We start from the raw sequence: 26,605 nt of genomic DNA on the forward strand, positions 1-26,605 counted from the left end.
ATAATCGCACCGATTGGCAGAATGTACAGCTTTCGGCTCAGTTTTCACCTTCAATTGACAGACTCGCAAGGGAAAAATGCAAGCACTCGATCCATAAAAATCATTCACCGCCCCTGGTCGCGTGAAGCTTGCGAGTCATAAAAACAATGAAAACGCTGAAAACCCAGGTCGCCATCATTGGTGCCGGCCCTTCAGGCTTGTTGCTCGGCCAATTGCTGCACAACGCCGGTATCGACACCCTCATTCTCGAACGTCAGACCCCGGACTATGTACTGGGCAGGATCCGCGCCGGCGTGCTTGAACAAGGCATGGTAGAGCTGTTGCGTCAGGCCGGCGTGAGTCAGCGCATGGACGCCGAGGGGCTGGTGCATGGCGGCTTCGAACTGGCCCTAGACGGGCGCCAGGTGCACATCGATCTGCACGCCCTCACGGGTGGCAAAACCGTGATGATCTACGGCCAGACCGAAGTCACCCGCGACCTGATGGCCGCCCGTCGGGAGGCCGGCGCGCAAACGATTTACCAGGCAGCCAACGTTGTTCCCCACGGTATGAAAACCGACGAAGCCTTTGTCACTTTTGAGAAGGAGGGTGAGACCTGGCGACTCGATTGCGACTACATCGCCGGTTGCGATGGCTTCCATGGCGTGGCGCGGCAGTCCATTCCCGCCGACAGCCTGAAAGTCTTCGAACGGATCTACCCCTTCGGCTGGCTCGGGATCCTGGCCGATACCCCGCCGGTCCACGACGAACTGGTCTACGCCCGCCATGAACGCGGTTTTGCCCTGTGCAGCATGCGCTCGCCGACACGCACCCGTTACTACCTTCAAGTGCCCACCAGCGATCATGTCGATAACTGGTCGGATCAACGCTTCTGGGATGAACTCAAGACGCGGTTGCCACAGGCGTTGGCAGACAAACTGGTGACCGGCCCGTCCATCGAAAAAAGCATCGCGCCGCTACGCAGCTTCGTGGTCGAACCGATGCAATACGGGCGGATGTTCCTGGTCGGCGATGCCGCGCACATCGTTCCGCCCACCGGCGCCAAGGGCCTGAACCTGGCAGCCAGCGATGTGAGTACGCTGTTCAATATCCTGCTCAAGGTTTACCGTGAAAACCGCCTTGATCTGCTGGCGAAATACTCGCAAATCTGCCTGCGCCGGGTATGGAAGGCCGAGCGGTTTTCCTGGTGGATGACCTCGATGCTGCACCGTTTCGAGGAGCACGATGCCTTCAGCCAGCGCATTGCCGAGTCGGAACTGGACTATTTCATCGACTCCGAGGCGGGTCGGAAAACCATTGCGGAAAACTACGTCGGGCTTCCTTATGAGGCTATCGAATAGCCTGCTATCGACTTACACTGGCGAGCATCCCCGCTCGCCTTGCCTCGTGCGGGTCAATCACTGCCCGCAGGTTTTCCCGTGACCAATCTCCATCAGCCTGAAACGCCCAAACCCGCCATCCGCAGCGTGCTGATCGCGCTGATGCTGGCGATCTTTCTCGGGGCGCTGGACCAGACCATCGTCGCCGTGTCGATGCCGGCCATCTCCGCACAATTCAAGGACGTCAGCCTGCTGGCCTGGGTGATTTCCGGCTACATGGTGGCCATGACCGTGGCGGTGCCGATCTACGGAAAACTGGGTGACCTGTACGGGCGGCGCAAGTTGATGCTGTTCGGCATGGGCCTGTTCACCCTGGCGTCGGTGTTCTGCGGCATGGCCCAGAGCATGGAGCAACTGGTTCTGGCGCGGATCTTCCAGGGCATCGGGGCCGGCGGAATGATTTCGGTGAGCCAGGCGATCATCGGTGACATCGTGCCGCCACGGGAACGCGGTCGTTATCAGGGCTATTTCAGCAGCATGTACGCGGTGGCCAGCGTGGCCGGCCCGGTGCTCGGCGGTTACATGACCGAATACCTGTCCTGGCGCTGGGTGTTCCTGATCAACCTGCCGCTGGGCCTGGGTGCCTGGCTGGTGGCCCATCGCACGCTGGTAGGCCTGCCGGTTCCGCAACGCAAACCGGTCATCGATTACCTGGGCACCGTGTTGATGATCATCGGGCTGACGGCATTGTTGCTGGGCATCACGCAGGTCGGTCAGGGTCATTCCTGGCGCAGTGCCGAAGTGCTGGCGCTGCTCGCTTGTGCGGTACTGGTGCTGGGGCTGTTCGTCGTTCATGAACGGCGGGCACGGGAGCCGCTGCTGCCCATGCATCTGTTCGCCAACCGCAATGCGATCCTGTGCTGGTGCACGATTTTCTTCACCAGTTTCCAGGCCATCTCGCTGATCGTGTTGATGCCGTTGCGCTTCCAGAGCGTCACCGGCGCCGGGGCCGACAGCGCCGCCCTGCATCTGCTGCCGCTGGCCATGGGCTTGCCGATTGGCGCGTACTTCGCGGGCCGCCGCACCTCGGTGACCGGGCGCTACAAACCAATGATCCTCACCGGTGCCGCGCTGATGCCCATCGCGATTTTCGGCATGGCGTTCAGCCCGCCGCAGGCATTCGTCGTGAGCAGCTTGTTCATGCTGCTCTGCGGGATTTCCTCCGGCATGCAGTTCCCGACATCGTTGGTCGGCACGCAGAACTCGGTGGACCAGCGGGACATCGGCGTCGCCACCAGCACCACCAATCTGTTCCGCTCGCTGGGGGGTGCCGTGGGTGTGGCGTTGATGTCGGCGCTGCTGCTGGCCTTGTTGCAGGATTCAAGCTTCGCACACCTGGCCGGCTCGTCGCTGATTGCCGAAGGCAGTTCGGGGAATGTGTTGCTCGACGGATTGAACGCCGCACCAGGTGAGGCGCAGAACGCCTTGCGTGCTGAATTGCTGCTGACGTTCCGGCACTTGCTGACAGTCAGTGCGGTGGTGTCGTTGCTGGGGTTGGCGGCGGCGATTGCCATGCCGAACATGTTGTTGCGCGGGCGTGAGGACAAGGTTCGATAGGTGGACCGCGTTGCCTGTATTCGCGAGCAAGCCCGCTCCCACAGTTGACCGCGTGCTGATGAAGAACTCGGTCTAATGTGGGAGCGGGCTTGCTCGCGAAGACGTCCTCATTGAAACCCTAAAATCAAGGGCTGTAATACCCCACAGCCACCAGAAAATGCCCGACCTTCTTCAGGTAGGCATGCTTGTTCTCGACCTTGCCGGTCACCGGGTTTTTCCAGCGGTATTCGTATTCGCCGTAATCCTGTTTGGCCATCAACGCCAGAATCGGCTCGCCCACCGGCTTGCCTTCCGGGTCTTCGATCTTGCTGAAGTCGGTGTTGATCAGCCGCAGGTTGGTGCCGTGGGCCACATAACGCCGGGTGTCCAGGTCGACGACAAACACATACAGGTCATCCTGCAGGTAGCCGCCCTTGAGGGAATTGATCGCCGTCAGGGTGCCCTTTTCGTCCTTGGCCAGATCGGTTGCCGCTTTGTTCAGCAAGGCCATGGCCTGTTCAGCGGAGGCCCGGGGCAGGTAATAACCGACCGCCAGAATCCGCTGGCCGATGCGCTGGTAGTAGACATGCTTGCGCTCGACCTTGCCGTCGCTCCAGTTCTGCCAGCGATACTCCGCCTGCTGAATGCCATTGCCCTCCGGCACTTTCAGGGCGTCCTTGAAGGTTTTCTGCAAGTCCGGCCCAAGCACCTCCGACACGTCCCGGCCAATCAACGCCGACGACGGTCCGCCGCTGGCAAGCATCACGCCCTTGGTGTCGAGCACAAAGACGTAACGGTCCTTGTCGACAAACTCGCCCTGGCGACTGAACGCCGCAAAGGCCTTGTCGCCGTTCTGGTGGTAGTAGGCCAAGGCTTTTTCCAGCAGGGCGATGGCCGCCTTGCTGTCGTCCTTTTCCGTCCCGGCGGCTTGTGCCTGACCCAGGCACAGTAAAAACATACCGCATAGCAAGGCGAACTTATGCAGAAACCCCATTGCGCATCCCTCGTTCCTGATGGTGTTTCAAGAGCGTAGACGGCAATGGGGGGAGGCATGGATATTCAGGAAAACGCTGAGTGCTGTGGTGCGATGGGGCTTGTGTGGCGAGGGAGCTTGCTCCCGCTGGGTGGCGCAGCCGCCCCAAATCCATTCGCCGCGATTGCACAGGTAAACCGCGGTGCCCGATTTACGACTGCTGCGCAGCCGAGCGGGAGCAAGCTCCCTCGCCACAAATGCTTCTGGAGCAGTCGATTACTGCCGGGCGCGCAACTGCTGTTGCAGGTTCTGGATCTGCGCCTGAAGGGTATTGATGTTGCGGGTGACCTGGCTGCGGAAGGCATCGAACTCGGCGGTATTGGTCGCGCCCGGTGCGGCGGCCGGCCGGTTGTCCTGCACGCTCTTGAGCACGACGATATCTTGCTCGAGGCGCTCGATGGCAGCGCTCGGGTTGCCTTGCTTCTTCAGGGCGACGATGTCGGCACCCAGGCTTTTCAACTGTGCATCGAATTTTTCCGAGTCGGACGGGGCACTTTTCAGGGCGGCCACTTCAGCACTCAAGGCTTTGACCTCGGCCTGCAACTGCGTATTGACCGTCTGATGTTCGGTGCCCTGGGCGGCCATCAGTGCAAGGCGCTTGTCCACTTCGGTGGTTTGCGCAGTCATTTGCGCCAGTCGCTTGTCCAGGTCCGAGGCCTGGCCGGCCACACCTTGCTGTTGGGTGCTCTGGTCCTGGAGCTTGCCTTCCAGTTGGCGGATTTGCAGCTTCAGGGCCTCGCTGTCGGAGGTGACACTGGTCTGGCTGGCCACAACCTTTCCGGAAATATCCTGCAGGCGCCCTGCCGCTTCCTCGCTGATCCGCGCGAAGCTTTCCTGGGTCGCCACCAGTTGCTGTTCCATCAGGGAGATCTGCTGAAAGCTCCACCAGGCCAGGCCCGCGAACGCAAAGAACAACGCCCCGACCAACGCCCACAGGGGACCGGTACTCGCCGCCTTGACCTTCACCACCGGCGCCGTGCGCGAATGCACGACCGTGCGAGCAGTCGGCGGATAATCGTCATCGAGAACGTCTGCACGCAGGCTCGGTACATCGTCGAAGTCGTCGTTGGCATCGTTTCGCATGGACATTGAATCAACCTTAATGAATCACATAATGGCTTTATGCCGCGCAGTATAAACCCCACAGCCGCAACCATTGACCCTGAAGCCCGTATCCGGTTCAGAAATGGCACGTTGTTCGAGCCTCAGCGAATATCCTGCGCCTTCCACCAGCCACAGAATTCATCGAGCGCCGTCCAGAGGCTGACCTTGGGATCGTAATCCAGATAATGCCGGGCGCGGCTGATGTCCAGGGTGAAATTTTTGTTCATGACTTGCATGCCCAGGCGCGACAGCGTCGGTTCGGGACGCCCCGGCCAAATCTTGCACACGCCCTCGTTGAGCGCCGCCACGCTGTAGCCCAGGCCGTAGGAGCGGTAGCGGGTAACCTGTGGGACGTCCATTTTGCGCATGACGTAATTGACCACGTCCCACAACGGAATCGGCGTGCCGTTGCTGATGTTGTAAGCCTTGCCCAGCGCGGAACCGCTGGCCAGCAGACTGCTGAGCAACGCCTCGTTGAGGTTTTGCACGCTGGTGAAGTCAACTTTGTTCAGACCGTTGCCGATGATTGCCAGGCGCCCCTTGCGCTGCATGTTCAACAGGCGCGGGAAGATGCTCATGTCGCCGGCCCCGGTCACGAAGCGCGGGCGCAGGGCCAGGGTTTCGAGACCGAACTCCTGGGCGCCGAAGACTTTTTGCTCGGCCAGGTACTTGGTGGCGGCGTAAGGGTGTTTGAAGCGCTTGGGCACCTGCTCTTCGGTCAGGCCCAGGTGATCTCGACCATCGAAATAGATCGACGGCGACGACAAATGCACCAGCCGCCGAACCCGTTGCTTCAGGCAGGCTTCGACCACGTTCTCGGTGACCTGGACGTTGCCCTGATGGAAGTCCTGATAACGTCCCCACAAACCGACGGCACCGGCGCAATGCACCACGGCCTCGACGTCCGAACACAGTTCGCGCGCCAGTTCCGGGTCGCTCAAGTCGCCCTGGATGAACTCCGCTCCGCGGCGTACCAGATGCTCCACACTCTCGGCCCGGCGACCGTTGACCCGCACATCCAGGCCCTGCTCCAGGGCAAAACGCGCAAAGCGTCCGCCGATGAAGCCGCTTGCGCCGGTAACCAGAATCTTCATGAATTGCTCCGAATATTTCGTTTTGCGTATTACGTGAGGTCTTGACGCTGCGCGTCAGTCCAAGGGCACCAGCCATTGCTTCGATGCGCTGACCAATTGATCGGTGAGCAGCCCCAGCAACTGACCGCCATTACGCCAATGATGCCAGTACAGCGGCACATCGATCGGCTTATCTGGCAATAACTCCCGCAACACGCCCCTTTCAAGCTGCTCGCGTACCTGCAGTTCCGGAACCAGCCCCCAGCCCAGACCGGCTTCGGTCAATCGAATGAAGCCTTCCGACGACGGGCATAAATGGTGTTCGAAACCACCCTCGACACCGAGGGACGCAAGGTAGCGGTGCTGCAGGAAATCGTCCGGGCCAAACACCAGCGCCGGGGTGCGGGCCAACTGATCGGCGCGTACGCCTTGCGGAAAATGCCGGGCAATAAAGGCCGGGCTGGCCAGCGCACGGTAACGCATGGCCCCCAGCAGCACGCTGCGCGCGCCCGCCACCGGACGCTCGCTGGCGCAGACACAGGCTGCCACCTCGCCGGCGCGCATGCGCTTGAGGCCGACGGTCTGGTCTTCGACCACCAGATCCATCAACAGATGCTGTTGCGCGCAAAACTCCCCCACCGCCTGCGCCCACCAGGTGGCCAGGCTGTCGGCGTTCAGGGCGATCCGCAGGCGTTCCGGCAGGCCCTCTTCATCCAGTGCCGGCACCTGGCTTTGCAAATCCCGTTCAAGCAAGCGCACCTGCTGCACGTGGTTGAGCAACCGCCGACCGATTTCCGTCGGTGTTGGCGGTGTGGCCCGCACCAGCACCGGCTGGCCAACCCGCGCTTCCAGCAGCTTGATGCGCTGGGATATCGCCGACTGCGACAAGCCCAGCACCTGGGCTGCCCGTTCAAAACCGGCCTGTTCGACCACGGCGGCCAGGGCAGAAAGCAATTTATAGTCGAACATCAGTTTTCCTAATGAGCGATCAGCAAGATTGTTTTTTCTTATACATCCTTCACAGGGACAATGACCAGCAAGAACTCTTGAACAAGGATCACCCACATGGCTGGCGAAACTTCACTGGCAACGCTGCTGCGCAGCATGAGCCCGCAACTCAATGCCGGCGAATACGTGTTCTGCACCCTGCGCGACGGCCAGTTGCCTGCGGGGCTGGAGATTGTCGGCAGCTTCCGTGAGCAGGAAGGCCTGACCGTGATCCTCGAACGCTCCCACGCCGAACAAGCCGGGTTCAGCTTCGACTACATCGCCGCCTGGATCACCCTGAACGTGCATTCGGCACTCGAAGCGGTAGGCCTGACTGCGGCATTCGCCACGGCATTGGGCAAGGCCGGCATCAGTTGCAACGTGATTGCCGGCTACTACCACGACCATTTGTTTGTCGGCCAGGCCGACGCCGACCGTGCCCTGCAGGTGCTGCGGGATCTGGCAGCCAACGCGGAGTAAAAAATCATGTGGCAAAGTTATATGAACGGCCTGTTGGTGGCCTTTGGCCTGATCATGGCGATCGGCACCCAGAATGCGTTTGTCCTCGCGCAAAGCCTGCGGCGTGAACATCACCTGCCGGTCGCGGCACTCTGCGTGGCCTGCGACGCCCTGTTGGTGGCGGCGGGGGTATTCGGCCTGGCGACGGTATTGGCACAGAACCCGACATTGCTGGCCATCGCCCGCTGGGGCGGTGCAGCGTTTCTGTTGTGGTATGGCACCCAGGCACTGCGCCGGGCCTTTTCGAAACAGAGCCTTGAGCAGGGCGAGGGTCAGACCGTACGCTCGCTGCGGGCGGTCATGCTCAGCGCGCTGGCGGTGACCTTGCTCAACCCGCACGTCTATCTGGACACCGTTTTGCTGATCGGCTCCCTGGGCGCACAACAAACCGAGCCCGGCGCTTATGTGGTCGGCGCGGCCAGTGCCTCGCTGCTGTGGTTCTTCACCCTGGCGCTGGGTGCGGCATGGCTGGCTCCCTGGCTCGCCCGCCCCGGTACCTGGCGAATTCTCGATCTGTTGGTGGCGGTGATGATGTTTGCCGTAGCGCTGCAGTTGATCGCGGCCATCTGATTCGCGGAACCTCTATTCCACACAGTTGTTGCGTGGTTATGCCGCCCCCCCGGTGCTATGATCCGTCTCCCTGCGCCGCAAAGAGTACAAACTCCCCGGCGCTTGTCTGGCCGCCCGTGATCGGCCTTGCGCTCACCGCAACTGACCTGATTAGGAGAATCATCATGGCTTTCGAATTGCCGCCGCTGCCGTACGCACACGATGCCCTGCAGCCGCACATTTCCAAGGAAACTCTGGAATTCCACCACGACAAGCACCACAACACCTACGTCGTGAACCTGAACAACCTGGTGCCAGGCACCGAGTTCGAAGGCAAGACCCTGGAAGAAATCGTCAAGACTTCCTCGGGCGGTATCTTCAACAACGCCGCACAGGTCTGGAACCACACTTTCTACTGGAACTGCCTGGCGCCAAACGCCGGCGGTCAACCAACCGGCGCACTGGCTGAAGCCATCAACGCAGCTTTCGGTTCGTTCGACAAGTTCAAGGAAGAGTTCAGCAAGACTTCCATCGGCACCTTCGGTTCCGGCTGGGGCTGGCTGGTGAAGAAGGCTGACGGTTCCCTGGCCCTGGCCAGCACCATCGGCGCCGGCAACCCGCTGACCAACGGCGACACCCCGCTGCTGACCTGCGACGTCTGGGAACACGCTTACTACATCGACTACCGCAACCTGCGTCCGAAGTACGTCGAAGCGTTCTGGAACCTGGTCAACTGGAAATTCGTGGCTGAGCAGTTCGAAGGCAAAACCTTCACCGCTTAAGCTCGACGCCAGTCAAAAAAACCCGGCTTTTGCCGGGTTTTTTTATGCGTTCGGGAAAGTGGCCACATCAATGAAAAATGTATCGATTATCCGGCCGTCTTCGCGAGCAAGCCCGCTCCCACACTGGATCGTGTCGTATACAGATCAAATGTGGGAGCGGGCTTGCTCGCGAAGAACGATGACGCGGTCAACCTGAATGAATACCTATCCCTGCGGATCGAGGTTATCCAACGCTCGACTCACCGCCAGCTCCGCCAACATGACAATCTGCGAAATGGCCAACGCTGTGTTGCGCTGGGGGCCATTCAGGTAGGTGGCGAAATCACTCGCCAGGACATTGGCTGAAGCCAGTGATTCACAGGCGTGGGCAAGAAGGGTTTCAGTGTCCATGTCGGGAACGATCATGAACATGGTGTGGGGGCTGTAGGGTTTGGTGGTGTTGCTGGGGGGATCGGGGATTAACTTATCCAAAATATGCTCCTTATCGATTGGAGCCATCTCTCGCCGTTTCTCACGCGAGCGAAGAGGTGGCAGCTATGTGCGGAGTGAGAAACCGGCAAGAGAGCAATCCGGCCAGACCGAGGTCTGCCCGCACACAGCCGCCATAAAGCATTGCTGGCAGCGGATAAGCTGGCGGCAATTATGGTGGTACTGGCGCTGGATTAACACTCTCTTGCGGGTTCTCACACCCGATCGCTGAAGCATTTCAGCGATCACCAAAGGTTATTCAGCCCGCTTCCGACGGACAACCTGAAAACTGCGTGGGAAACTTCTGGCGCTTTCCTACACCGCGCCATCTCGCATAAACGTAACGCGGAGCGTCCCTGGCAGCACTCCCACGCGGGAGCGTGGGAGTGGTCATCTTGGAGGCGTGGGAGATTGGTCGGTTGACAGGCCGTCATCGCTGGCAAGCCAGCTCCCACAGGGTCAAAGTACATCCGCCAGATTCAGGTCGGCTGTCAGGCCGCCTTCGCGAGCAGGCTCGCTCCCACAGAAGAGCAAAGGCAGAGCGGCGTACACCTTCGCTCTTCACCACTCAACAGGCCGAGCGTTAGCTCGCCTGCAGCTTTTGATCTACCCGCCCCCTCGGCAGGCTGAGTGGAGGCGTTCATCCGGGGGTGGGCGCGCAGCGCCGTTCGGCGAAGCCGAACACATCGAGAGGAGGTCGAAGCGAAGCCGACCGGAGGCGATGCCCCCGGATGAATGCCGGAGCGAAGGAACCCCGAGCCTAAGCGAGGGGCCGTACGTAAGGGGCGAGACCTTTGGTTCCTTTGGGGCGTTTGCCAAAGGGACTCGCCGTAAGGGCGAAACCATAAGTCGCCGTTACCGCAGTAACGGATATGTACCCGGTTAAAAACCCAACAACGAAACAAACCTCGAGCCCCTTGCCCCCCCGCCACAGACGGCTAACATCAAACAAAAGGAAAATATCTCCACCCCGCCCCTCAAGTTGAAGGACTCGACAACCGACACAGTGCGAATAGGCTAACTCGTCAAGACAACTGCAAATCAGCCAAGCTGCAGGCAAAATCCCCCAAGGATGATTGTCCCTTTGACTGCCATCACGGGATTGCCAATACTCATGGCAACTTGATACTACCCGCACGGAACAAGGAATATCCCTTTGAAGCTGGAACTCAAGAACAGCTTGTCGGTGAAGTTGCTCCGGGTCGTGCTCCTGTCGGCATTGATCGTCGGCGTGGTCTTGAGCTGCGCACAGATCGTGTTCGATGCCTATAAAACACGCCAGGCCGTCGCCAACGATGCCGAACGCATCCTCGACATGTTTCGCGACCCCTCGACCCAGGCCGTCTACAGCCTGGACCGGGAAATGGGCATGCAGGTGATCGAAGGCCTGTTTCAGGACGCCGCCGTGCGCAAGGCCTCCATCGGCCATCCCAACGAAGCCATGCTCGCGCAAAAAACCCGTGAATTGCAGCACTCCCACAGCCGCTGGCTGACCGACGTGATTCTCGGCCAGGAACGCACCTTCACCACCCAGCTGGTCGGTCGCGGGCCCTACAGCGAATATTACGGCGACCTGAGCATCACCCTCGATACCGCCACCTACGGCCAGGGGTTCATTGTCAGCTCGGTGATCATCTTCATTTCCGGCGTACTGCGCGCGCTCGCCATGGGGCTGGTGTTGTATCTGGTCTATCACTGGCTGCTGACCAAGCCGCTGTCGCGGATCATCGAGCACCTCACGGAAATCAATCCGGATCGTCCCAGCGAACACAAGATTCCGCTGCTCAAGGGCCACGAGAAAAACGAACTGGGCATCTGGATCAACACCGCCAACCAGTTGCTCGAATCCATCGAACGCAACACCCATCTGCGCCACGAGGCGGAAAACAGCCTGTTGCGCATGTCCCAGTACGATTTCCTGACGGGACTGCCGAACCGGCAGCAATTGCAGCAGCAACTGGACAAGATCCTCATCGACGCCGGCAGGTTGCAGCGCCGGGTCGCGGTGTTATGTGTCGGCCTCGACGATTTCAAGGGCATCAACGAGCAGTTCAGCTACCAGACCGGCGACCAGTTGCTGCTGGCCCTGGCCGATCGCCTGCGCGGCCATAGCGGTCGCCTGGGCGCCCTCGCCCGCCTCGGTGGCGACCAGTTCGCCCTGGTCCAGGCCGATATCGAACAACCCTACGAGGCCGCCGAACTGGCACAAAGCATTCTCGATGATCTGGAAGCGGCGTTTGCCCTCGACCATCAGGAAATCCGCCTGCGCGCCACCATCGGCATCACCCTGTTCCCCGAGGACGGCGACAGCACCGAGAAGCTGCTGCAAAAGGCCGAGCAGACCATGACGCTGGCCAAGACCCGCTCGCGCAACCGCTATCAGTTCTATATCGCCAGCGTCGACACCGAAATGCGCCGCCGTCGCGAGCTGGAAAAAGACCTGCGCGATGCGCTGGTCCGCAATCAGTTCTACCTCGTCTACCAGCCGCAGATCAGTTACCGCGACAACCGCGTGGTGGGCGTCGAAGCCCTGATTCGCTGGCAACACCCCGAGCACGGCATGGTGCCACCGGACCTGTTCATTCCGCTGGCCGAACAGAACGGGACCATCATTGCCATCGGCGAATGGGTGCTGGACCAGGCCTGCAAACAATTACGCGAGTGGCATGACCAGGGCTTCAGTGACCTGCGCATGGCGGTCAACCTGTCCACGGTTCAATTGCACCACGCCGAACTGCCACGGGTGGTCAACAACCTGCTGCAAATGTACCGCCTGCCGCCACGCAGCCTGGAACTGGAAGTCACCGAAACCGGCCTGATGGAAGACATCAGCACCGCAGCCCAGCATCTGCTCAGCCTGCGCCGCTCCGGTGCGCTGATCGCCATCGATGACTTTGGAACCGGCTATTCATCCTTGAGCTATCTCAAGAGCCTGCCGCTGGACAAGATCAAGATCGACAAGAGTTTCGTTCAGGACCTGCTCGATGACGACGACGATGCGACCATCGTTCGCGCCATCATCCAGCTGGGCAAGAGCCTGGGCATGCAGGTGATTGCCGAAGGTGTGGAAACCGCCGAACAGGAGGCCTACATCATTTCCGAAGGCTGCCACGAAGGTCAGGGTTATCACTACAGCAAGCCATTGCCGGCGCGGGAACTGGGCGTTTACCTCAAGCAGGCCCAACGCAGCAACGCGGCTATTTTGTAACCCCCCTGTAGGAGCGAGCCTGCTCGCGATGAACTTGAGAACACCGCGGGGTATCTGGTTCCCAGCGTTATCGTTCACGTCCATCGCGAGCAAGCTCGCTCCTACAGGGGGCCGTGAATAAGAAATATTTCCACCTACAACCCTTTACACATAATGCGAAAGATTTGCATTATGTCGCAGTTTTGCGTGCGCACAGCGCCACTCCACCCCTATCGAAGCAGGATGTTCGCCATGATTCGTATGCCTCTGGCTACCGCCAGTCTGTTGGCCATCGCTATTTCCCTCGCCGGTTGCGGCGAAGGTGACAAAGAAAAAGCTGCCGCGCCTGCACCTGCGCCAGCCGCCAGCACCGCGGCCGCCCCGGCTGCTGCGCCTGCCGCTGCCGGTAAAGTCGACGAAGCCGCCGCCAAAGCCGTTGTCGCTCACTACGCCGACATCGTTTTCGCCGTTTACAGCGATGCCGAATCCACCGCGAAGACCCTGCAAACCGCCGTAGACGCCTTCCTCGCCAAGCCGAACGCCGACACCCTGAAAGCCGCCAAGGCTGCCTGGGTTGCCGCTCGCGTGCCTTACCTGCAGAGCGAAGTGTTCCGCTTCGGCAACACCATCGTTGACGACTGGGAAGGTCAGTTGAACTCCTGGCCACTGGACGAAGGCCTGATCGACTACGTCGACAAGTCCTACGAACACGCCTTGGGCAACCCGGGCGCCACCGCCAACATCATCGCCAACACTGAAGTGCAGATCGGCGAAGACAAGGTCGACGTCAAAGACATCACCCCGGAAAAACTCGCCAGCCTGAACGAGCTGGGCGGTTCCGAGGCCAACGTCGCCACCGGTTACCACGCCATCGAATTCCTGCTCTGGGGCCAGGACCTGAACGGCACCGGCCCTGGTGCCGGCAACCGTCCGGCTTCGGACTACCTGGAAGGCAAAGGCGCTACCGGCGGTCACAACGATCGTCGTCGCGCCTACCTGAAGTCCGTGACTCAGCTGCTGGTCAGCGACCTGGAAGAAATGGTCGGTAACTGGAAGCCGAACGTGGCCGACAACTATCGCGCCACCCTGGAAGCGGAACCGGCTGAAACCGGCCTGCGCAAAATGCTGTTCGGCATGGGCAGCCTGTCCCTGGGCGAACTGGCGGGCGAGCGCATGAAGGTTTCCCTGGAAGCCAACTCCCCGGAAGACGAACAGGATTGCTTCAGCGACAACACCCACAACTCGCACTTCTACGATGCCAAGGGCATTCGTAACGTGTACCTGGGTGAATACACCCGTGTCGACGGCACCAAAATGACCGGCGCCAGCCTGTCGTCCCTGGTGGCCAAGGCCGACCCGGCTGCCGACACCGCGCTCAAAGACGACCTGGCCGCTACCGAAGCCAAGATCCAGATCATGGTTGATCACGCCAACAAGGGTGAGCACTACGACCAGTTGATCGCTGCCGGCAACACCGCAGGCAACCAGATCGTCCGTGACGCCATTGCTGCGCTGGTCAAGCAGACCGGTTCGATCGAAGCCGCCGCTGGGAAACTGGGCATCAACGACCTGAACCCGGACAACGCTGATCACGAATTCTGATCAACGCTGGCTGAATGAAAAAGGCGACCTTCGGGTCGCCTTTTTTGTGTCCGCCACAACTCATCCCCTGTGGGAGCGAGCTTGCTCGCGATAGCGGTAGCACATTCAACATTGATATTGGTCATGATGGCCCCATCGCGAGCAAGCTCGCTCCCACAGAGGGATCATCGTTTCCAGATAAACCCTGCCCCACATCAAGCAAACGATAATTCCTCTTATTCAAATTCCTATCCCCTGTTAGACTTTGCGCCCTTGTTTTGCTCGTCTTGCAGGATCCCTGATGCCCTCGCTGCCTCTTCGCTTGTCCGCACTGTTTCTGGCCCTGGGCCTGAGTGCCTGCGATGACGCCCCGAAATTCACCCAGGCAGAACCCGGTGAAGCCCGCTCCGGCGGCAGTGCAACGGTGCGCAAGACCGATCAGAACGCGTTTTCCATGCCCTCGGCGAACCTGCCGCCGTCCCGGCGTGTGGATTTCAGCGTCGGCAACAGCTTCTTCCGCAGCCCTTGGGTGATCGCCCCTTCAACGACGACCGCGCGCGATGGCCTCGGCCCGCTGTTCAACACCAATGCCTGCCAGGGCTGTCACATCAAGGACGGCCGCGGCCATCCACCGACTGCGGACGATGTGAACGCCGTGTCGATGCTGGTACGCCTGTCGATTCCCGACGCCCCGGCGTATGCCAAGGTCATCGAACAACTCGGCGTGGTGCCGGAGCCCGTCTACGGCGGTCAGTTCCAGGACATGGCCGTACCCGGCGTGGCCCCGGAAGGCAAAGTGCGGGTCGATTACATCGCTGTGCCGGTTCGCTTCAAGGACGGCACCGAAGTCGAGTTGCGCAAACCCAGCCTGAACATCACCCAGCTGGGCTACGGCCCGATGCACCCCGATACCCGCTTCTCGGCGCGCGTAGCGCCGCCGATGATTGGCCTGGGCCTGCTCGAGGCGATCCCTGACGAGGCGATCCTGGCCAACGCCGAGGCACAGGCCAAGGCGAACAACGGCATCAGCGGACGACCGAACCGGGTCTGGGATGACGCCGGGCAAAAGACGGTGCTTGGACGATTTGGCTGGAAAGCCGGACAACCGAACCTCAATCAACAGAATGTTCACGCGTTTTCGGGCGATATGGGCCTCACGACCAGCCTGCGGCCCGTTGATGACTGCACGGACGCGCAAACGGCCTGCAAACAGGCACCCAATGGCAACGGCCCTGATGGCGAGCCGGAAGTCAGCGATAACATCCTGCGCCTGGTGCTGTTCTACAGCCGTAACCTCGCCGTACCGGCCCGTCGTGACGTCAACGCACCTGAAGTGCTGGCCGGCAAAACCTTGTTCTATCAGGCCGGTTGCCAGTCCTGTCACACACCGAAATACACCACCGCCGCCAACGCCGCCGAACCTGAGCTGGCCAATCAAGTGATTCGCCCCTACAGCGATCTGCTGCTGCATGACATGGGCGAAGGCCTGGCCGACAACCGTAGCGAATTCCAGGCCAGTGGCCGCGAATGGCGCACCCCGCCGTTGTGGGGCATCGGCCTGACACAGGCGGTCAGCGGCCACACCCAGTTCCTGCACGACGGCCGCGCCCGCAACCTGCTCGAAGCCGTGCTCTGGCATGGCGGCGAAGCGACAGCGGCGCAGCAACAGGTTTTGTCTTTCAATGCCGAGCAGCGCGCCGCGTTGCTGGCGTTCCTGAATTCCCTTTAACACGCATTCCAATCGCGGGAGCCCGACATGTTCCGTCCCAAACTGTTGTTCACCAGCCTTGCCGCCCTCGCCCTGGGTGCCTGCTCGCCCCAGGATCCGCAAGCGGTCACGTCGGCGGCCATCGCCAAGTCGGTGATCCTGCCGACCTACACCCGCTGGGTTGAAGCCGACCGTCAATTGGCGGTCAGCGCCCTCGCCTATTGCGAAGGCAAGGAAACCCTGGAAACCGCCCGTGCCGACTTCCTGCACGCGCAAAAAGCCTGGGCCGAGCTGCAACCGCTGCTGATCGGGCCGTTGGCTGAAGGCAACCGTTCGTGGCAAGTGCAGTTCTGGCCGGACAAGAAAAACCTGGTCGGCCGTCAGGTCGAGCAACTGGTCACCGCCCAGCCGCAGATCGATGTTGCAGCGCTGGCCAAGTCCAGTGTCGTGGTGCAGGGCCTTTCGGCCTACGAATACATTCTGTTCGACAGCAAGCCTGACGTGGCCAACGCTGAGCAGAAGAGCAAATACTGCCCACTGCTGATCGCCATCGGCGAACGCCAGAAACAGTTGGCCGAAGAGATTCTGCAAACCTGGAACAACACCGACGGCATGCTCGCGCAAATGAGCAAATTCCCGAACCAGCGCTACGCCGACTCCCACGAAGCGATCGCCGATCTGCTGCGGGTTCAAGTCACCGCCATCGACACCCTGAAGAAAAAACTCGGCACGCCGATGGGTCGCCAGAGCAAGGGCGTGCCGCAACCGTTCCAGGCCGATGCCTGGCGCAGCCAGTCGTCCCTGACCAGCCTCGAAGCCAGCCTCGCGGCCGCCAAAACGGTCTGGGAAGGCGTGGATAACAAAGGCCTGCGCGGACTGTTGCCGAGCGAACAGAAGCCGCTGGCCGACAAGATCGATGCCGCCTATGCCGCCTCGCTGAAACTGTTTGCCGGCAACCAGCGCTCGCTGACCGACATGCTCAATGACGAGGCCGGCCGCCAGCAACTCAACGAGCTGTATGACAGCCTCAACGTCGTCCATCGCCTGCACGAGGCCGATCTGGCCAAGGCATTGGGCATCCAGCTGGGCTTCAACGCCAACGACGGTGACTGATGAGGGCCCGTTCCATGTTGCGACGCCAGGTTCTGACATTAGGGAGTTTGCTGCTGGGTGCGGTGACGCTGGGCGGCTGGACGCTGTTCAAGCAAAAGGACAAGAGTCCGTTGTTGCTTTCAGCACGGGACGATACCGATGGCCAGCATTACGCCGTCGGTTATCGGCTCGATGGCACCCAGGTGTTCGCCACCCGGGTCGGCCAGCGTTGCCACGACATCATCAACCACCCGACACAGCCGATTGCACTGTTCGTCGCCCGCCGTCCGGGCACCGAGAGCTACCTGATCGACCTGCGCGACGGCGCCCTCCTGCAAACCGTGGTGTCGCAGCCCAACCGGCACTTCTACGGACACGCGGTCATTCACCACAGCGGCGACTGGCTGTACGCCACCGAAAATGACACCACCGATCCGGGCCGCGGCCTGCTAGGTGTGTATAAGTTCGAAGGCGAAAGGCTGGTGCACAGCGGTGAAATTTCCACCCACGGCCTGGGCCCGCACCAGGTGTCGTGGATGCCCGATGGCGAAACCCTGGTGGTGGCCAACGGCGGGATTCGCACCGAGGCCGAAAGCCGGGTGGAGATGAACCTCAACGCCATGGAACCGAGCCTGGTCCTGATGCAACGTGACGGCACCCTGCTGAGCAAGGAAACCCTCGCCCAGCAGATGAACAGCGTGCGCCATCTGGCCATCGCCAGCGACGGCACCATCGTCGCCAGCCAACAGTTCATGGGCGCGGCCCACGAGTCGTCGGAGCTGTTGGCGATCAAGCGTCCCGGCCAGCCCTTCGTGGCGTTCCCGGTGCCCGAGCACCAGTTGCAGGCCATGGGGCACTACACCGCCAGCGTCGCGGTGCACAACGACTTGCGCCTGGTGGCGCTGACCGCGCCGCGGGGCAACCGTTTCTTCATCTGGGACCTGGACAGCGGTGAAGTACGCCTGGATGCCCCCCTGCCCGATTGCGCCGGGGTCGGCGCCGTGGCCGATGGTTTTGTCGTGACCTCGGGCCAGGGGCGCTGCCGCTACTACGACTGCCGTCAGACAAACCTGGTCGCCAAACCGCTGGAGCTACCCGCAGGGCTCTGGGACAACCATCTGCATCTGATGGCCTGAATCATTGAAAAGATCGCCGCCTTACGTGCACCCCGCAGGCGCGACCCGAGACGGCGAATCTTTTCAGGCTTTCCCCCCTCTAATACCTCACAACCTGTAAAAACGGCAGTTGGATTACCTCTAGACTCCCGGTAATGTGCCCTGCTGTCTCACCTGATTTTCTCCAAGGAACTGGAATATGCTGCGTCGCCGCATGCTGATCATGTTGGGTGTGGTTCTACTGATTGTGCTGGTCCTGGCCGCGTACAAAGCCTTCTCGATCTACACGATGGTTCAAGGCTTCTCTGCACCTAAACCGGCCATCAGCGTTGCCGTGGCCACCGCCACCGAGCGTCCGTGGCAAGCCCGCCTGCCTACCGTTGGCACGCTCAAGGCATTGCAGGGCGTGGACCTGAGCCTGGAGACCGATGGCACCGTCATCGATTTGCAGTTCGAGTCAGGGCAAAAGGTCAAGGCCGGTCAACCACTCCTGCGCCTCGACAGTGCCGTTGAAAGTGCCCTGCTGGAAACGGCTCTGGCCGACCTCGGGCTGGCACAGCTCGACTACGGTCGCGGTAGCCAACTGGTCGGCAGCCAGGCCATTTCCAAAGGCGAGTTCGACCGGCTTTCGGCGGTGCTGAAAAAGAGCCGGGCCACGGTCAATCAACTCAAGGCTGCGCTCGGCAAAAAAAGCATCGTCGCACCCTTCAGCGGGACCATCGGCATTCGTCAGGTAGACGTTGGCGACTATCTTGCCAGCGGCACCATGATCGCCACCCTGCAAGACCTCAGTAGCCTGTATGTCGACTTTTTTGTGCCCGAGCAGTCGGTGCCGAAGATTGCACTCGGCCAGCCAGTGCAGGTCATTGTCGCGGCGTATCCGAACCAGGAGTACCCGGGCACCATCAGTGCAATCAACCCGAAAGTCGAGAACAGCACCCGTAACGTGCAGGTCCGCGCCACCCTGGCCAACCCCGATGGCAAGTTGATGCCAGGCATGTTCGCCAACCTCCAGGTGCTCCTGCCCGACCCGCAACCGCGCATCGTGGTGCCGGAAAGCGCGATCACCTACACGCTCTACGGCAACTCGGTGTATGTGGCCGTGCAAAAGAAGGCCGAAGACGGCAGCCCGGTAAAGGATGACAAGGGCCAGCCGGTGCTGATCGCCGAACGGCGATTTGTCGAAACCGGCGAACGCCGCGATGGGCAGGTGATGATCACCAAAGGCGTGCAGAACGGCGAGAAAGTGGTGACCGCCGGCCAGCTCAAACTGGATAACGGCGCGCACATTGCCATCAGCGACGACAAGACCCTGGCCGAGCAGAACAGCCCGCCTCGCGCGGACTGATCAAGGAATCCCTATGGCTTTTACCGATCCGTTCATTCGCCGCCCGGTTCTCGCAACCGTTGTCAGCCTGCTGATTGTGCTGCTGGGCTTCCAGGCCTGGAGCAAGCTGCCGCTGCGCCAGTATCCACAAATGGAAAACGCCCTGATCACGGTGACCACCGCCTACCCCGGAGCCAACGCCGAGACCATCCAGGGCTACATTACCCAACCGATGCAGCAAAGCCTCGCCAGCGCCGAGGGTATCGACTACATGACCTCGGTGAGTCGCCAGAACTTTTCGGTGATCTCGATCTACGCGCGCGTCGGCTCCAACAGCGACCGTCTGTTTACCGAACTGCTGGCCAAGGCCAACGAGGTCAAGAACCAACTGCCCCAGGACGCAGAAGACCCGGTGCTGAGCAAAGAGTCTGCCGATGCGTCAGTGCTGATGTACATGAGTTTCTTCAGCAAAGAATTGAGCAACCCGCAGATTACCGATTACCTGTCGCGGGTGATCCAGCCCAAACTGGCGACCTTGCCCGGCATGGCCGAGGCCGAAATCCTCGGCAACCAGGTATTTGCCATGCGCCTGTGGCTGGATCCGGTGAAGCTCGCGGGTTTCGGCCTCAGTGCCAGCGATGTGACCAACGCGGTGCGCCAGTACAACTTCCTCTCGGCTGCCGGCGAGGTGAAAGGCGAATACGTGGTCACCAGCATCAACGCCAATACCGAACTCAAGTCCGCCGAGGCCTTCGGGGCGATTCCGCTCAAGGTCGATGGCGACAGCCGCGTACTGCTGCGCGATGTGGCGCGTGTGGAAATGGGGGCGGAAAACTACGACTCCATCAGCTCGTTCGGTGGCACCCCTTCGGTGTACATCGGCATCAAGGCGACGCCGGGCGCCAACCCGCTGGAAGTGATCAAGGAAGTGCGCAAGATCATGCCGGACCTTGAGGCCCAGCTACCGCCGAACCTCAAGGGTGAAATCGCCTACGACGCCACGCTGTTCATCCAGGCCTCGATCGACGAAGTGGTGAAAACGCTGTTCGAAGCGGTACTGATCGTGATCGTGGTGGTGTTCCTGTTCCTTGGCGCCCTGCGTTCGGTAGTGATCCCGGTGGTGACCATCCCGCTGTCGATGATCGGTGTCATGTTCTTCATGCAGATGATGGGGTACTCGATCAACCTGCTCACCCTGCTGGCGATGGTGTTGGCCATCGGCCTGGTGGTGGATGACGCCATCGTGGTGGTGGAAAACATTCATCGCCACATCGAGGAAGGCAAGACGCCGTTCGACGCCGCCATTGAAGGCGCCCGGGAAATCGCCATGCCGGTGATCTCGATGACCATCACCCTGGCGGCGGTGTATGCGCCGATCGGTTTCCTGACCGGCCTGACCGGGGCGCTGTTCAAGGAGTTCGCCCTGACCCTGGCCGGCGCAGTGGTGATTTCCGGCATCGTCGCCCTGACTCTTTCGCCAATGATGTGTGCGTTTCTGCTGCGTCACGACGAGAATCCCAGTGGCCTGGCCCATCGCCTGGACATGATTTTCGAACGCCTCAAGCGCCGCTACCAGAGCATGCTCCACGGCACCCTCAACACCCGGCCGGTGGTGCTGGTATTCGCCGTGATCGTGTTGTGCCTGATTCCGGTCTTTCTCAAATTCACCCAATCGGAGCTGGCGCCGGATGAGGACCAGGGCATCATTTTCATGATGGCCAACGCTCCGCAACCGACCAACCTCGACTACCTGAACACCTACACCGACGAGTTCATCTCGATCTTCAAGGCGTTTCCCGAGTACTACTCATCGTTCCAGATCAACGGTTTCAACGGCGTGCAATCGGGCATCGGTGGTTTCCTGCTCAAGCCATGGGACGATCGCAGTCGCACGCAAATGGAGATCCTGCCCGAGGTGCAGGCCAAACTGGAAAAGATCCCGGGGCTGCAGATCTTCGGCTTCAACCTGCCGTCCCTGCCGGGCACCGGCGAAGGCTTGCCGTTCCAGTTCGTCATCAACTCCTCCAACGATTACGAACTGCTGCTGCAAGTGGTCGACCGCGTAAAGAAACGGGCGATGGAATCCGGCAAGTTTGCATTTGTCGACGTTGACCTGGCCTTCGACAAACCGGAAGTGGTGGTGGATATCGACCGCGCCAAGGCCGCGCAGATGGGGGTTTCCATGCAGGATCTGGGGGGAACCCTGGCGACCCTGCTGGGTGAAGCCGAGATCAACCGATTCACCATTGAAGGTCGCAGCTACAAGGTCATTGCCCAGGTCGAGCGGCCGTTTCGCGACAATCCGGACTGGCTGAGCAATTACTACGTGAAAAACACCAAGGGCGAGCTGTTGGCGTTGTCGACCCTGATCACCGTCACCGACCGCGCCCGACCGCGCCAGTTGAACCAGTTCCAGCAACTCAACTCGGCCATCCTGTCCGGCGTGCCGCTGGTGAGCATGGGCGAAGCCATCGACCTCGTGCGCCAGATCGCCCGGGAAGAGGCACCGGTCGGTTTTGCCTTCGACTACGCCGGCGCCTCGAGACAGTATGTTCAGGAAGGCAGTGCCCTGTGGGTCACCTTTGCCTTGGCACTGGCGATCATTTTCCTGGTGTTGGCGGCCCAGTTCGAAAGCTTCCGCGACCCCCTGGTGATCCTGGTCACCGTCCCCCTGTCCATCTGCGGCGCGTTGATTCCGCTGTTCCTGGGGTGGTCGAGCATGAACATCTACACCCAGGTCGGGCTGGTGACGCTGATCGGGCTGATCAGCAAACACGGCATTCTGATCGTCGAGTTCGCCAACCAGCTACGCAAGGACAAGGGCCTGACGGCACGGGAAGCCGTGGAGGAAGCGGCGGCCATCCGCCTGCGTCCGGTGTTGATGACCACCGCGGCGATGGTGTTCGGCATGGTGCCATTGATCATCGCCACCGGTGCTGGTGCGGTCAGCCGGTTCGACATCGGCACGGTCATCGCGACCGGCATGTCGATCGGCACATTGTTCACCCTGTTTGTGCTGCCTTGCATCTACACGATGCTGGCCAAACCGGATAAGCCCTGATGCAGAGAAACCTGTGGGAGCGGGCTTGCTCGCGAAAGCGGTGTGTCAGACAACATCGTTGTTGAATGTTGAGCCGCTTTCGCGAGCAAGCCCGCTCCCACATTGAATCGTGCAGGTTGAAAATCCGGGCAAAAAAAAAGGCCTCGTTGGTGCGAGGCCTTTCATTTTGGCTTCAATCGGTTCAACTTTGCGGCCTCAATCCCTGAGAAAGTCCGAACATGAATAGCAACAAATCATGATCGGGTCGAGTGGCCACGGATGCCTTCGCAACCCGCGGCAACGGACAATGTTCTTCTGCGCTTATCGAGCTGAGAACCTGGGGGCGTGGTTGCTCCCAGGCTGCCATCGCGATCGATGCAACTGCCAAGGCTCCTACCAGAAACAAACCTCGTGCAATTTCGAGTTTCATCGCTATAAACCCTTGATAGCGCTGCCAAACGCCGTCTCATAAAAGTAGACGAGCTTTTTCCAGTCTGCGTCGCTGAACGACGAGTGGCGACGCAATTGCTTCAAGTCATGAACAGCTGCGCGATGGGTCGTCAGACGCTGTCGGCATTTTTCCAGATCGATCAGGGCCACTTCGACCTTGGCCGTCTCGCCCTCACCGGTCACGCGAACGAATACGTGCTTGTCGTAAAGGCAGCCGTGCTGCCAGCGGCCCTTGTGCATGCGAGCCAGGTTTTCAGCCAGGTCCTTGAGCACTCGTTCGTTAATGGCTTCACCATGACGCTCGCGACCGCCACCGGCGTACCAGCGATCGATTTCCTCGAAGCCGTCCAGCGACTTGGTGACCAGCAGGGCACGCCACTTGTGCACAGGATCGCGCTGTGCCCCACAGAACACGATCTCCGGAACCCGTACGCCAAGCGCGGTTACACCGGTGAGCGCGACATGCTCGCGCATGACCGTAGGCCGCCCGAAAGGGTGCTGCAAGCTACGATGGATATGCCCGGTCTGGCGCTTGACGTAGAGCAGTTGACCATCACTGCCCATCAGGCGTTGAACGCCGCTTTCCCCGCCGCGACGGACATTGGGTTCTTCTACCCATTCACCGCGCTGATTCCAGAAGTAATCGAAGCGGTCCTGGGGAACGACTTCCGTTTCTGCTGCACACTGCACTGCCATCCTGTTACCTCTTGCGTAATACGTAAACTCGCCACATGGCATAGAGCGGCAAAAAGTCCAGTTGTTCCTGGATCCGGAAACCCGCCTGCTCAAATTCCTTCTCTACGGTAGCGGCCGGTAACACAAACCGGTTTTGGTAACCTTCCTGCCCACGGGATTTCTCCGAACGCTTGCGTTTCCAGGCCTTGAAGTTGCCATCGACCCACAGCGAAAGGATCACGCTGTCGCGGGAAACCCGCTCGAATTCACGCAAGATAGCCATGCGATGCCCGGCGTCACCGATGTGGTGGAGCAAGCGCATGCAAAAAATGCTGTCGACGGCGTTGTCCGGCAAGGCGATGTCGAATGCAGACGTGTGCAAGGGTTGTACCCGCTTCACCACATCGGCCGGTTGCGCCTGGGTGGCGACCTTCAGCATGGACTCCGAGTTATCGGCACCGATGATCACACGGTTGGACTTTTCCGCCAACAAGGGCCAGAAACGCCCCGCACCACAAGGCAAATCGAGGACCAAACCAGGCTCGCCAACCAAGGCCAGCGCCTTGCGCGCCAGTTGTTCGTCACGCCAGTGAGACAATCGACGGCCGAGACCTTCCTGATGTTTGCGCAAATAGCGTTGCGCGTGTTGATCGTCGTACTTTTCAGAAAAATCGAGTTTGATCGGGCCGTCCATCATCAGGTCTCCTGAACTTCTGATGCAACTACCTTAGATTTTGTGGTGTCGGTGACTGGTCATCCATTTGTGAAAATATCGTTATGGGAAACCCAGAATTATTACAGGGTTTTACTGAATTGATAGGGTTTTCTGGGCAACCGACTCAACAGATCAAGTTCGGGATAGCTCCACCTGAAAACAGCAGCCACTGGGCTCCATCGTCGTCAGGCTGACGCTCCAACCCTGGTTTTCACAAATCCGCTGCACCAGTGAAAGCCCCAGGCCCAAGCCTTCCCCGCGTTTTTCAGTGCCCCGAACGAAGGGTTCGAACATCGCCTCGCGTTTTTCCTCGGGAATGCCCACACCGCTGTCTTCGACCAGAAATCCCGTGCCCGTCAGGCTCAGGCGAATGAAGCCCCGTTCCGTGTAATGCAAGGCGTTGCGCAGCAAGTTACCCATCACCGCGTGCAGGAGCGTCGCGTTGTAACTCTTGGCCTCAGGGTTGCCCGGTTCGAAGATCAGCTTCAACCCTTTGCTTTCAATGGGCTCGCGCCACAGACCGACCAGGCCCTCGGCTACCTGACCCAGGGGCTGCTGCGGCGACATGCCGGCGTCTTCGCGCTGGGCACGGGCCAGCATCAGGAAGGTTTGCACCAACTCACGCATTTCTTCACAGGCCCGGGCAATGCGCTCGACCTGGGCGCGACCGCGCTGATCGAGACCAGGATTTTCCAGCAACAACTCGCAGGAACTGGCCAATATCATCAGGGGTGTACGCAATTCGTGGCTGACATCGCTGGTAAACAAGCGCTCACGGGTCAGGGCCTGACGCAAGCGCCCGAGGGTAGCGTCGAAGGCCACGGCCAATTCGCCCACTTCGTCGGCGGCATAATCCGGGGCCAAAGGGGGGGCCAGGCCGAGCAGTTGATCGCGATGGCGTACCTGCCGAGCCAGCCGCACCACCGGCGCCATGACCTTGCGTGCCAGGACCCAGCCGAGAAACACCGCCAGCGCCAGGCTCAGTACGAAACCCACCAGCACCACGGCAAACAGCACCCGCTCGCGCTCTTCGAAGTCGCTCTGGTCCTGCAACAGCACGTAACGTCGGCCGTCGACGATTTCGACCATGGCGTGGTACGACAGGTTTTCACGGAAGACTTCGTGAAAACCCGGCTCCAGATGGCGCAAATCCTTGGGCAACCTGAAATCGCCTGGTCCGTTGCTGAAGTAGAACAATTGGTCCGGTTCGGGGCGATGGCTCCAGTCCGTGACATTGTCCATCAGCAACAGGCGCTGCAAATCACCGCCCAGGCCTGCCGAAATCAGTTTTTCTTCCACCAGGTGCACAGTCGCCACGATGCCCATGGCAAAGGCACCCGCCACCAGTGCGCTCATCAGCGCAAAGGCAATGATGATTCGTTGGGAAAGGCTCTGCTTAAACTCCATCACGCCCCTCGGCCAGGCGATACCCCACGCCGTGAACGGTTTGCAACAACGGCTTGGCGAACGGCTTGTCGATCACCTGGCGCAGTTGGTGGACATGGCTGCGCAGGCTGTCGCTGTCCGGACAGTCATCGCCCCAGAGCGCTTCTTCAAGAATTTCACGGCGCAACACATGCGGGCTTTTCTGCATCAACACGGCCAGCAATTTCAGGCCGACCGGGTTGAGTTTCAGCAATCGGCCTTCGCGGGTGACTTCCAGGGTATCGAGGTCATAGCTCAGGTCGCCGACCTGCAAGGTCCGCCGCCCGCCGCCCTGGGTCCGGCGCATGACTGCTTCGATACGCGCCGCCAGTTCAGACAGGGCAAACGGCTTGATCAGGTAATCATCGGCGCCGGACTTGAAGCCCTGCAGACGGTCGTCCAGTTGATCGCGGGCCGTGAGCATGATCACCGGCGTTTCGCGGCGGGCATCTTCGCGTAGCCGCTTGCACAGGGTGTAGCCATCGATGCCGGGCAGCATGATATCGAGCACGATCAAGTCGTAATGCTCGGTGGCCGCCAGATGCAGGCCAGACAGACCATCCTGCGCGCAATCCACGGTATAGCCTTTGAGCCCCAGGTAATCGGCCAGGTTGGCCAGGATATCGCGGTTGTCTTCAACCAATAGAATTCGCATGGGTATCTCTCCGTCCACAGTAACGGCCGTCGTGGCCCGCGCAGCTTAAGGCCAAGTGTGGCTCAGGGCTAGGATTGCGTGCTGCTGTAACCGTTGAAATCAAACGTTTGCGGCATTAACGACTTTTTCACTATCGACTCACAGGTTGACGACATAATCGGGTTCAAACTCTGCGCGGCTGCGCCTTTCAGAACACTTTACCGAT

At 60.4% G+C, this 26,605-nt stretch carries 22 protein-coding genes; 12 read left to right on the forward strand and 10 right to left on the reverse strand.

Features of this window, described 5'->3' with window-relative positions; genetic code table 11:
- The first annotated feature begins 146 nt into the window (after positions 1-146).
- Positions 147-1,340 (forward strand): 4-hydroxybenzoate 3-monooxygenase, encoded by a 1,194-nt coding sequence (pobA, locus tag AC07YV_RS03335; protein ID WP_102698422.1) that lies wholly within the window; start codon positions 147-149, stop codon positions 1,338-1,340.
- 78 nt (positions 1,341-1,418) lie between these two features.
- Complete coding sequence (locus tag AC07YV_RS03340; RefSeq protein ID WP_102698423.1) at positions 1,419-2,936, forward strand: MDR family MFS transporter; 1,518 nt, start codon at positions 1,419-1,421, stop codon at positions 2,934-2,936.
- A 124-nt stretch (positions 2,937-3,060) separates the two neighbouring features.
- On the opposite strand, the gene AC07YV_RS03345 is transcribed toward AC07YV_RS03340, so the two are convergent.
- From AC07YV_RS03345 to AC07YV_RS03360, 4 genes are all read right to left on the reverse strand, one after another.
- On the reverse strand, positions 3,061-3,909 hold the full coding sequence (locus tag AC07YV_RS03345; RefSeq protein ID WP_102698424.1) for a cache domain-containing protein: 849 nt from the start codon (positions 3,907-3,909) through the stop codon (positions 3,061-3,063).
- A gap of 255 nt (positions 3,910-4,164) precedes the next feature.
- On the reverse strand, positions 4,165-5,037 hold the full coding sequence (locus AC07YV_RS03350) for an ATPase (RefSeq protein ID WP_102698425.1): 873 nt from the start codon (positions 5,035-5,037) through the stop codon (positions 4,165-4,167).
- A gap of 116 nt (positions 5,038-5,153) precedes the next feature.
- Positions 5,154-6,146 (reverse strand): NAD-dependent epimerase/dehydratase family protein, encoded by a 993-nt coding sequence (locus AC07YV_RS03355; RefSeq protein ID WP_102698426.1) that lies wholly within the window; start codon positions 6,144-6,146, stop codon positions 5,154-5,156.
- A gap of 54 nt (positions 6,147-6,200) precedes the next feature.
- Positions 6,201-7,094 (reverse strand): LysR family transcriptional regulator ArgP, encoded by an 894-nt coding sequence (locus AC07YV_RS03360; protein ID WP_102698427.1) that lies wholly within the window; start codon positions 7,092-7,094, stop codon positions 6,201-6,203.
- A gap of 96 nt (positions 7,095-7,190) precedes the next feature.
- Here AC07YV_RS03360 and AC07YV_RS03365 point away from each other — a divergent pair, with 96 nt between their 5' ends.
- From AC07YV_RS03365 to AC07YV_RS03375, 3 genes are all read left to right on the forward strand, one after another.
- The gene (locus AC07YV_RS03365; protein ID WP_102698428.1) at positions 7,191-7,592 is read left to right on the forward strand and encodes an ACT domain-containing protein; all 402 of its coding nucleotides are present in this window, start codon (positions 7,191-7,193) and stop codon (positions 7,590-7,592) included.
- Positions 7,593-7,598: 6 nt separating this feature from the next.
- Entirely contained in the window at positions 7,599-8,201 is a 603-nt protein-coding gene (locus AC07YV_RS03370; protein ID WP_015096661.1) for a LysE/ArgO family amino acid transporter, read from the forward strand.
- A 164-nt stretch (positions 8,202-8,365) separates the two neighbouring features.
- Positions 8,366-8,962, forward strand: a complete 597-nt coding sequence (locus AC07YV_RS03375) for a superoxide dismutase (RefSeq protein WP_008022038.1) — start codon at positions 8,366-8,368, stop codon at positions 8,960-8,962.
- A gap of 204 nt (positions 8,963-9,166) precedes the next feature.
- Here AC07YV_RS03375 and AC07YV_RS03380 read toward each other — a convergent pair whose 3' ends face one another.
- Entirely contained in the window at positions 9,167-9,433 is a 267-nt protein-coding gene (locus AC07YV_RS03380) for a DUF6124 family protein (RefSeq protein WP_102698535.1), read from the reverse strand.
- A 1,153-nt stretch (positions 9,434-10,586) separates the two neighbouring features.
- Between AC07YV_RS03380 and AC07YV_RS03385 the strand changes: the two genes are divergently transcribed.
- The 7 genes from AC07YV_RS03385 to AC07YV_RS03415 all read left to right on the forward strand — a co-directional run bounded on the left by AC07YV_RS03385 (position 10,587) and on the right by AC07YV_RS03415 (position 22,501).
- On the forward strand, positions 10,587-12,638 hold the full coding sequence (locus AC07YV_RS03385) for a putative bifunctional diguanylate cyclase/phosphodiesterase (RefSeq protein ID WP_102698430.1): 2,052 nt from the start codon (positions 10,587-10,589) through the stop codon (positions 12,636-12,638).
- A gap of 231 nt (positions 12,639-12,869) precedes the next feature.
- Complete coding sequence (locus tag AC07YV_RS03390) at positions 12,870-14,219, forward strand: imelysin family protein (protein ID WP_102698431.1); 1,350 nt, start codon at positions 12,870-12,872, stop codon at positions 14,217-14,219.
- A gap of 280 nt (positions 14,220-14,499) precedes the next feature.
- Positions 14,500-15,927 (forward strand): di-heme oxidoreductase family protein, encoded by a 1,428-nt coding sequence (locus tag AC07YV_RS03395; RefSeq protein ID WP_102698433.1) that lies wholly within the window; start codon positions 14,500-14,502, stop codon positions 15,925-15,927.
- A 27-nt stretch (positions 15,928-15,954) separates the two neighbouring features.
- The gene (locus tag AC07YV_RS03400) at positions 15,955-17,019 is read left to right on the forward strand and encodes an imelysin family protein (RefSeq protein WP_102698434.1); all 1,065 of its coding nucleotides are present in this window, start codon (positions 15,955-15,957) and stop codon (positions 17,017-17,019) included.
- Between the two features lie 14 nt (positions 17,020-17,033).
- Positions 17,034-18,134 carry a DUF1513 domain-containing protein gene (locus AC07YV_RS03405; protein ID WP_102698435.1) on the forward strand — a complete coding sequence of 367 codons (1,101 nt, stop codon included), beginning with the start codon at positions 17,034-17,036 and terminating at the stop codon, positions 18,132-18,134.
- Between the two features lie 178 nt (positions 18,135-18,312).
- On the forward strand, positions 18,313-19,461 hold the full coding sequence (locus tag AC07YV_RS03410) for an efflux RND transporter periplasmic adaptor subunit (RefSeq protein ID WP_102698436.1): 1,149 nt from the start codon (positions 18,313-18,315) through the stop codon (positions 19,459-19,461).
- Between the two features lie 13 nt (positions 19,462-19,474).
- Positions 19,475-22,501 (forward strand): multidrug efflux RND transporter permease subunit, encoded by a 3,027-nt coding sequence (locus AC07YV_RS03415; protein ID WP_102698437.1) that lies wholly within the window; start codon positions 19,475-19,477, stop codon positions 22,499-22,501.
- A 181-nt stretch (positions 22,502-22,682) separates the two neighbouring features.
- On the opposite strand, the gene AC07YV_RS03420 is transcribed toward AC07YV_RS03415, so the two are convergent.
- The 5 genes from AC07YV_RS03420 to colR all read right to left on the reverse strand — a co-directional run bounded on the left by AC07YV_RS03420 (position 22,683) and on the right by colR (position 26,400).
- The gene (locus AC07YV_RS03420) at positions 22,683-22,910 is read right to left on the reverse strand and encodes a hypothetical protein (RefSeq protein WP_102698438.1); all 228 of its coding nucleotides are present in this window, start codon (positions 22,908-22,910) and stop codon (positions 22,683-22,685) included.
- Positions 22,911-22,912: 2 nt separating this feature from the next.
- Positions 22,913-23,626 (reverse strand): lipopolysaccharide kinase InaA family protein, encoded by a 714-nt coding sequence (locus AC07YV_RS03425; protein ID WP_102698439.1) that lies wholly within the window; start codon positions 23,624-23,626, stop codon positions 22,913-22,915.
- Positions 23,627-23,630: 4 nt separating this feature from the next.
- Positions 23,631-24,299 (reverse strand): class I SAM-dependent methyltransferase, encoded by a 669-nt coding sequence (locus tag AC07YV_RS03430; protein ID WP_102698440.1) that lies wholly within the window; start codon positions 24,297-24,299, stop codon positions 23,631-23,633.
- Between the two features lie 153 nt (positions 24,300-24,452).
- Positions 24,453-25,727, reverse strand: coding sequence for a sensor histidine kinase (locus tag AC07YV_RS03435; protein ID WP_102698441.1), 1,275 nt, complete (start codon positions 25,725-25,727; stop codon positions 24,453-24,455).
- The gene (gene colR, locus AC07YV_RS03440) at positions 25,717-26,400 is read right to left on the reverse strand and encodes a two-component system response regulator ColR (protein ID WP_007985839.1); all 684 of its coding nucleotides are present in this window, start codon (positions 26,398-26,400) and stop codon (positions 25,717-25,719) included. The genes AC07YV_RS03435 and colR overlap by 11 nt, the downstream gene beginning before the upstream one ends.
- Between the last annotated feature and the right edge of the window lie 205 nt (positions 26,401-26,605).

This window comes from Pseudomonas sp. GW456-E7, assembly GCF_059424105.1.

What these genes read in the sequence shown, in the direction of transcription:
- pobA (WP_102698422.1), top strand. Translation starts at nt 147, where the DNA reads ATGAAAACGCTGAAAACCCAGGTCGCCATCATTGGTGCCGGCCCTTCA.
- AC07YV_RS03345 (WP_102698424.1), bottom strand. Translation starts at nt 3,909, where the DNA reads ATGGGGTTTCTGCATAAGTTCGCCTTGCTATGCGGTATGTTTTTACTG.
- AC07YV_RS03350 (WP_102698425.1), bottom strand. Translation starts at nt 5,037, where the DNA reads ATGTCCATGCGAAACGATGCCAACGACGACTTCGACGATGTACCGAGC.
- AC07YV_RS03355 (WP_102698426.1), bottom strand. Translation starts at nt 6,146, where the DNA reads ATGAAGATTCTGGTTACCGGCGCAAGCGGCTTCATCGGCGGACGCTTT.
- AC07YV_RS03360 (WP_102698427.1), bottom strand. Translation starts at nt 7,094, where the DNA reads ATGTTCGACTATAAATTGCTTTCTGCCCTGGCCGCCGTGGTCGAACAG.
- AC07YV_RS03365 (WP_102698428.1), top strand. Translation starts at nt 7,191, where the DNA reads ATGGCTGGCGAAACTTCACTGGCAACGCTGCTGCGCAGCATGAGCCCG.
- AC07YV_RS03370 (WP_015096661.1), top strand. Translation starts at nt 7,599, where the DNA reads ATGTGGCAAAGTTATATGAACGGCCTGTTGGTGGCCTTTGGCCTGATC.
- AC07YV_RS03375 (WP_008022038.1), top strand. Translation starts at nt 8,366, where the DNA reads ATGGCTTTCGAATTGCCGCCGCTGCCGTACGCACACGATGCCCTGCAG.
- AC07YV_RS03390 (WP_102698431.1), top strand. Translation starts at nt 12,870, where the DNA reads ATGATTCGTATGCCTCTGGCTACCGCCAGTCTGTTGGCCATCGCTATT.
- AC07YV_RS03395 (WP_102698433.1), top strand. Translation starts at nt 14,500, where the DNA reads ATGCCCTCGCTGCCTCTTCGCTTGTCCGCACTGTTTCTGGCCCTGGGC.
- AC07YV_RS03400 (WP_102698434.1), top strand. Translation starts at nt 15,955, where the DNA reads ATGTTCCGTCCCAAACTGTTGTTCACCAGCCTTGCCGCCCTCGCCCTG.
- AC07YV_RS03405 (WP_102698435.1), top strand. Translation starts at nt 17,034, where the DNA reads ATGTTGCGACGCCAGGTTCTGACATTAGGGAGTTTGCTGCTGGGTGCG.
- AC07YV_RS03410 (WP_102698436.1), top strand. Translation starts at nt 18,313, where the DNA reads ATGCTGCGTCGCCGCATGCTGATCATGTTGGGTGTGGTTCTACTGATT.
- AC07YV_RS03415 (WP_102698437.1), top strand. Translation starts at nt 19,475, where the DNA reads ATGGCTTTTACCGATCCGTTCATTCGCCGCCCGGTTCTCGCAACCGTT.
- AC07YV_RS03420 (WP_102698438.1), bottom strand. Translation starts at nt 22,910, where the DNA reads ATGAAACTCGAAATTGCACGAGGTTTGTTTCTGGTAGGAGCCTTGGCA.
- AC07YV_RS03425 (WP_102698439.1), bottom strand. Translation starts at nt 23,626, where the DNA reads ATGGCAGTGCAGTGTGCAGCAGAAACGGAAGTCGTTCCCCAGGACCGC.
- AC07YV_RS03430 (WP_102698440.1), bottom strand. Translation starts at nt 24,299, where the DNA reads ATGGACGGCCCGATCAAACTCGATTTTTCTGAAAAGTACGACGATCAA.
- AC07YV_RS03435 (WP_102698441.1), bottom strand. Translation starts at nt 25,727, where the DNA reads ATGGAGTTTAAGCAGAGCCTTTCCCAACGAATCATCATTGCCTTTGCG.
- colR (WP_007985839.1), bottom strand. Translation starts at nt 26,400, where the DNA reads ATGCGAATTCTATTGGTTGAAGACAACCGCGATATCCTGGCCAACCTG.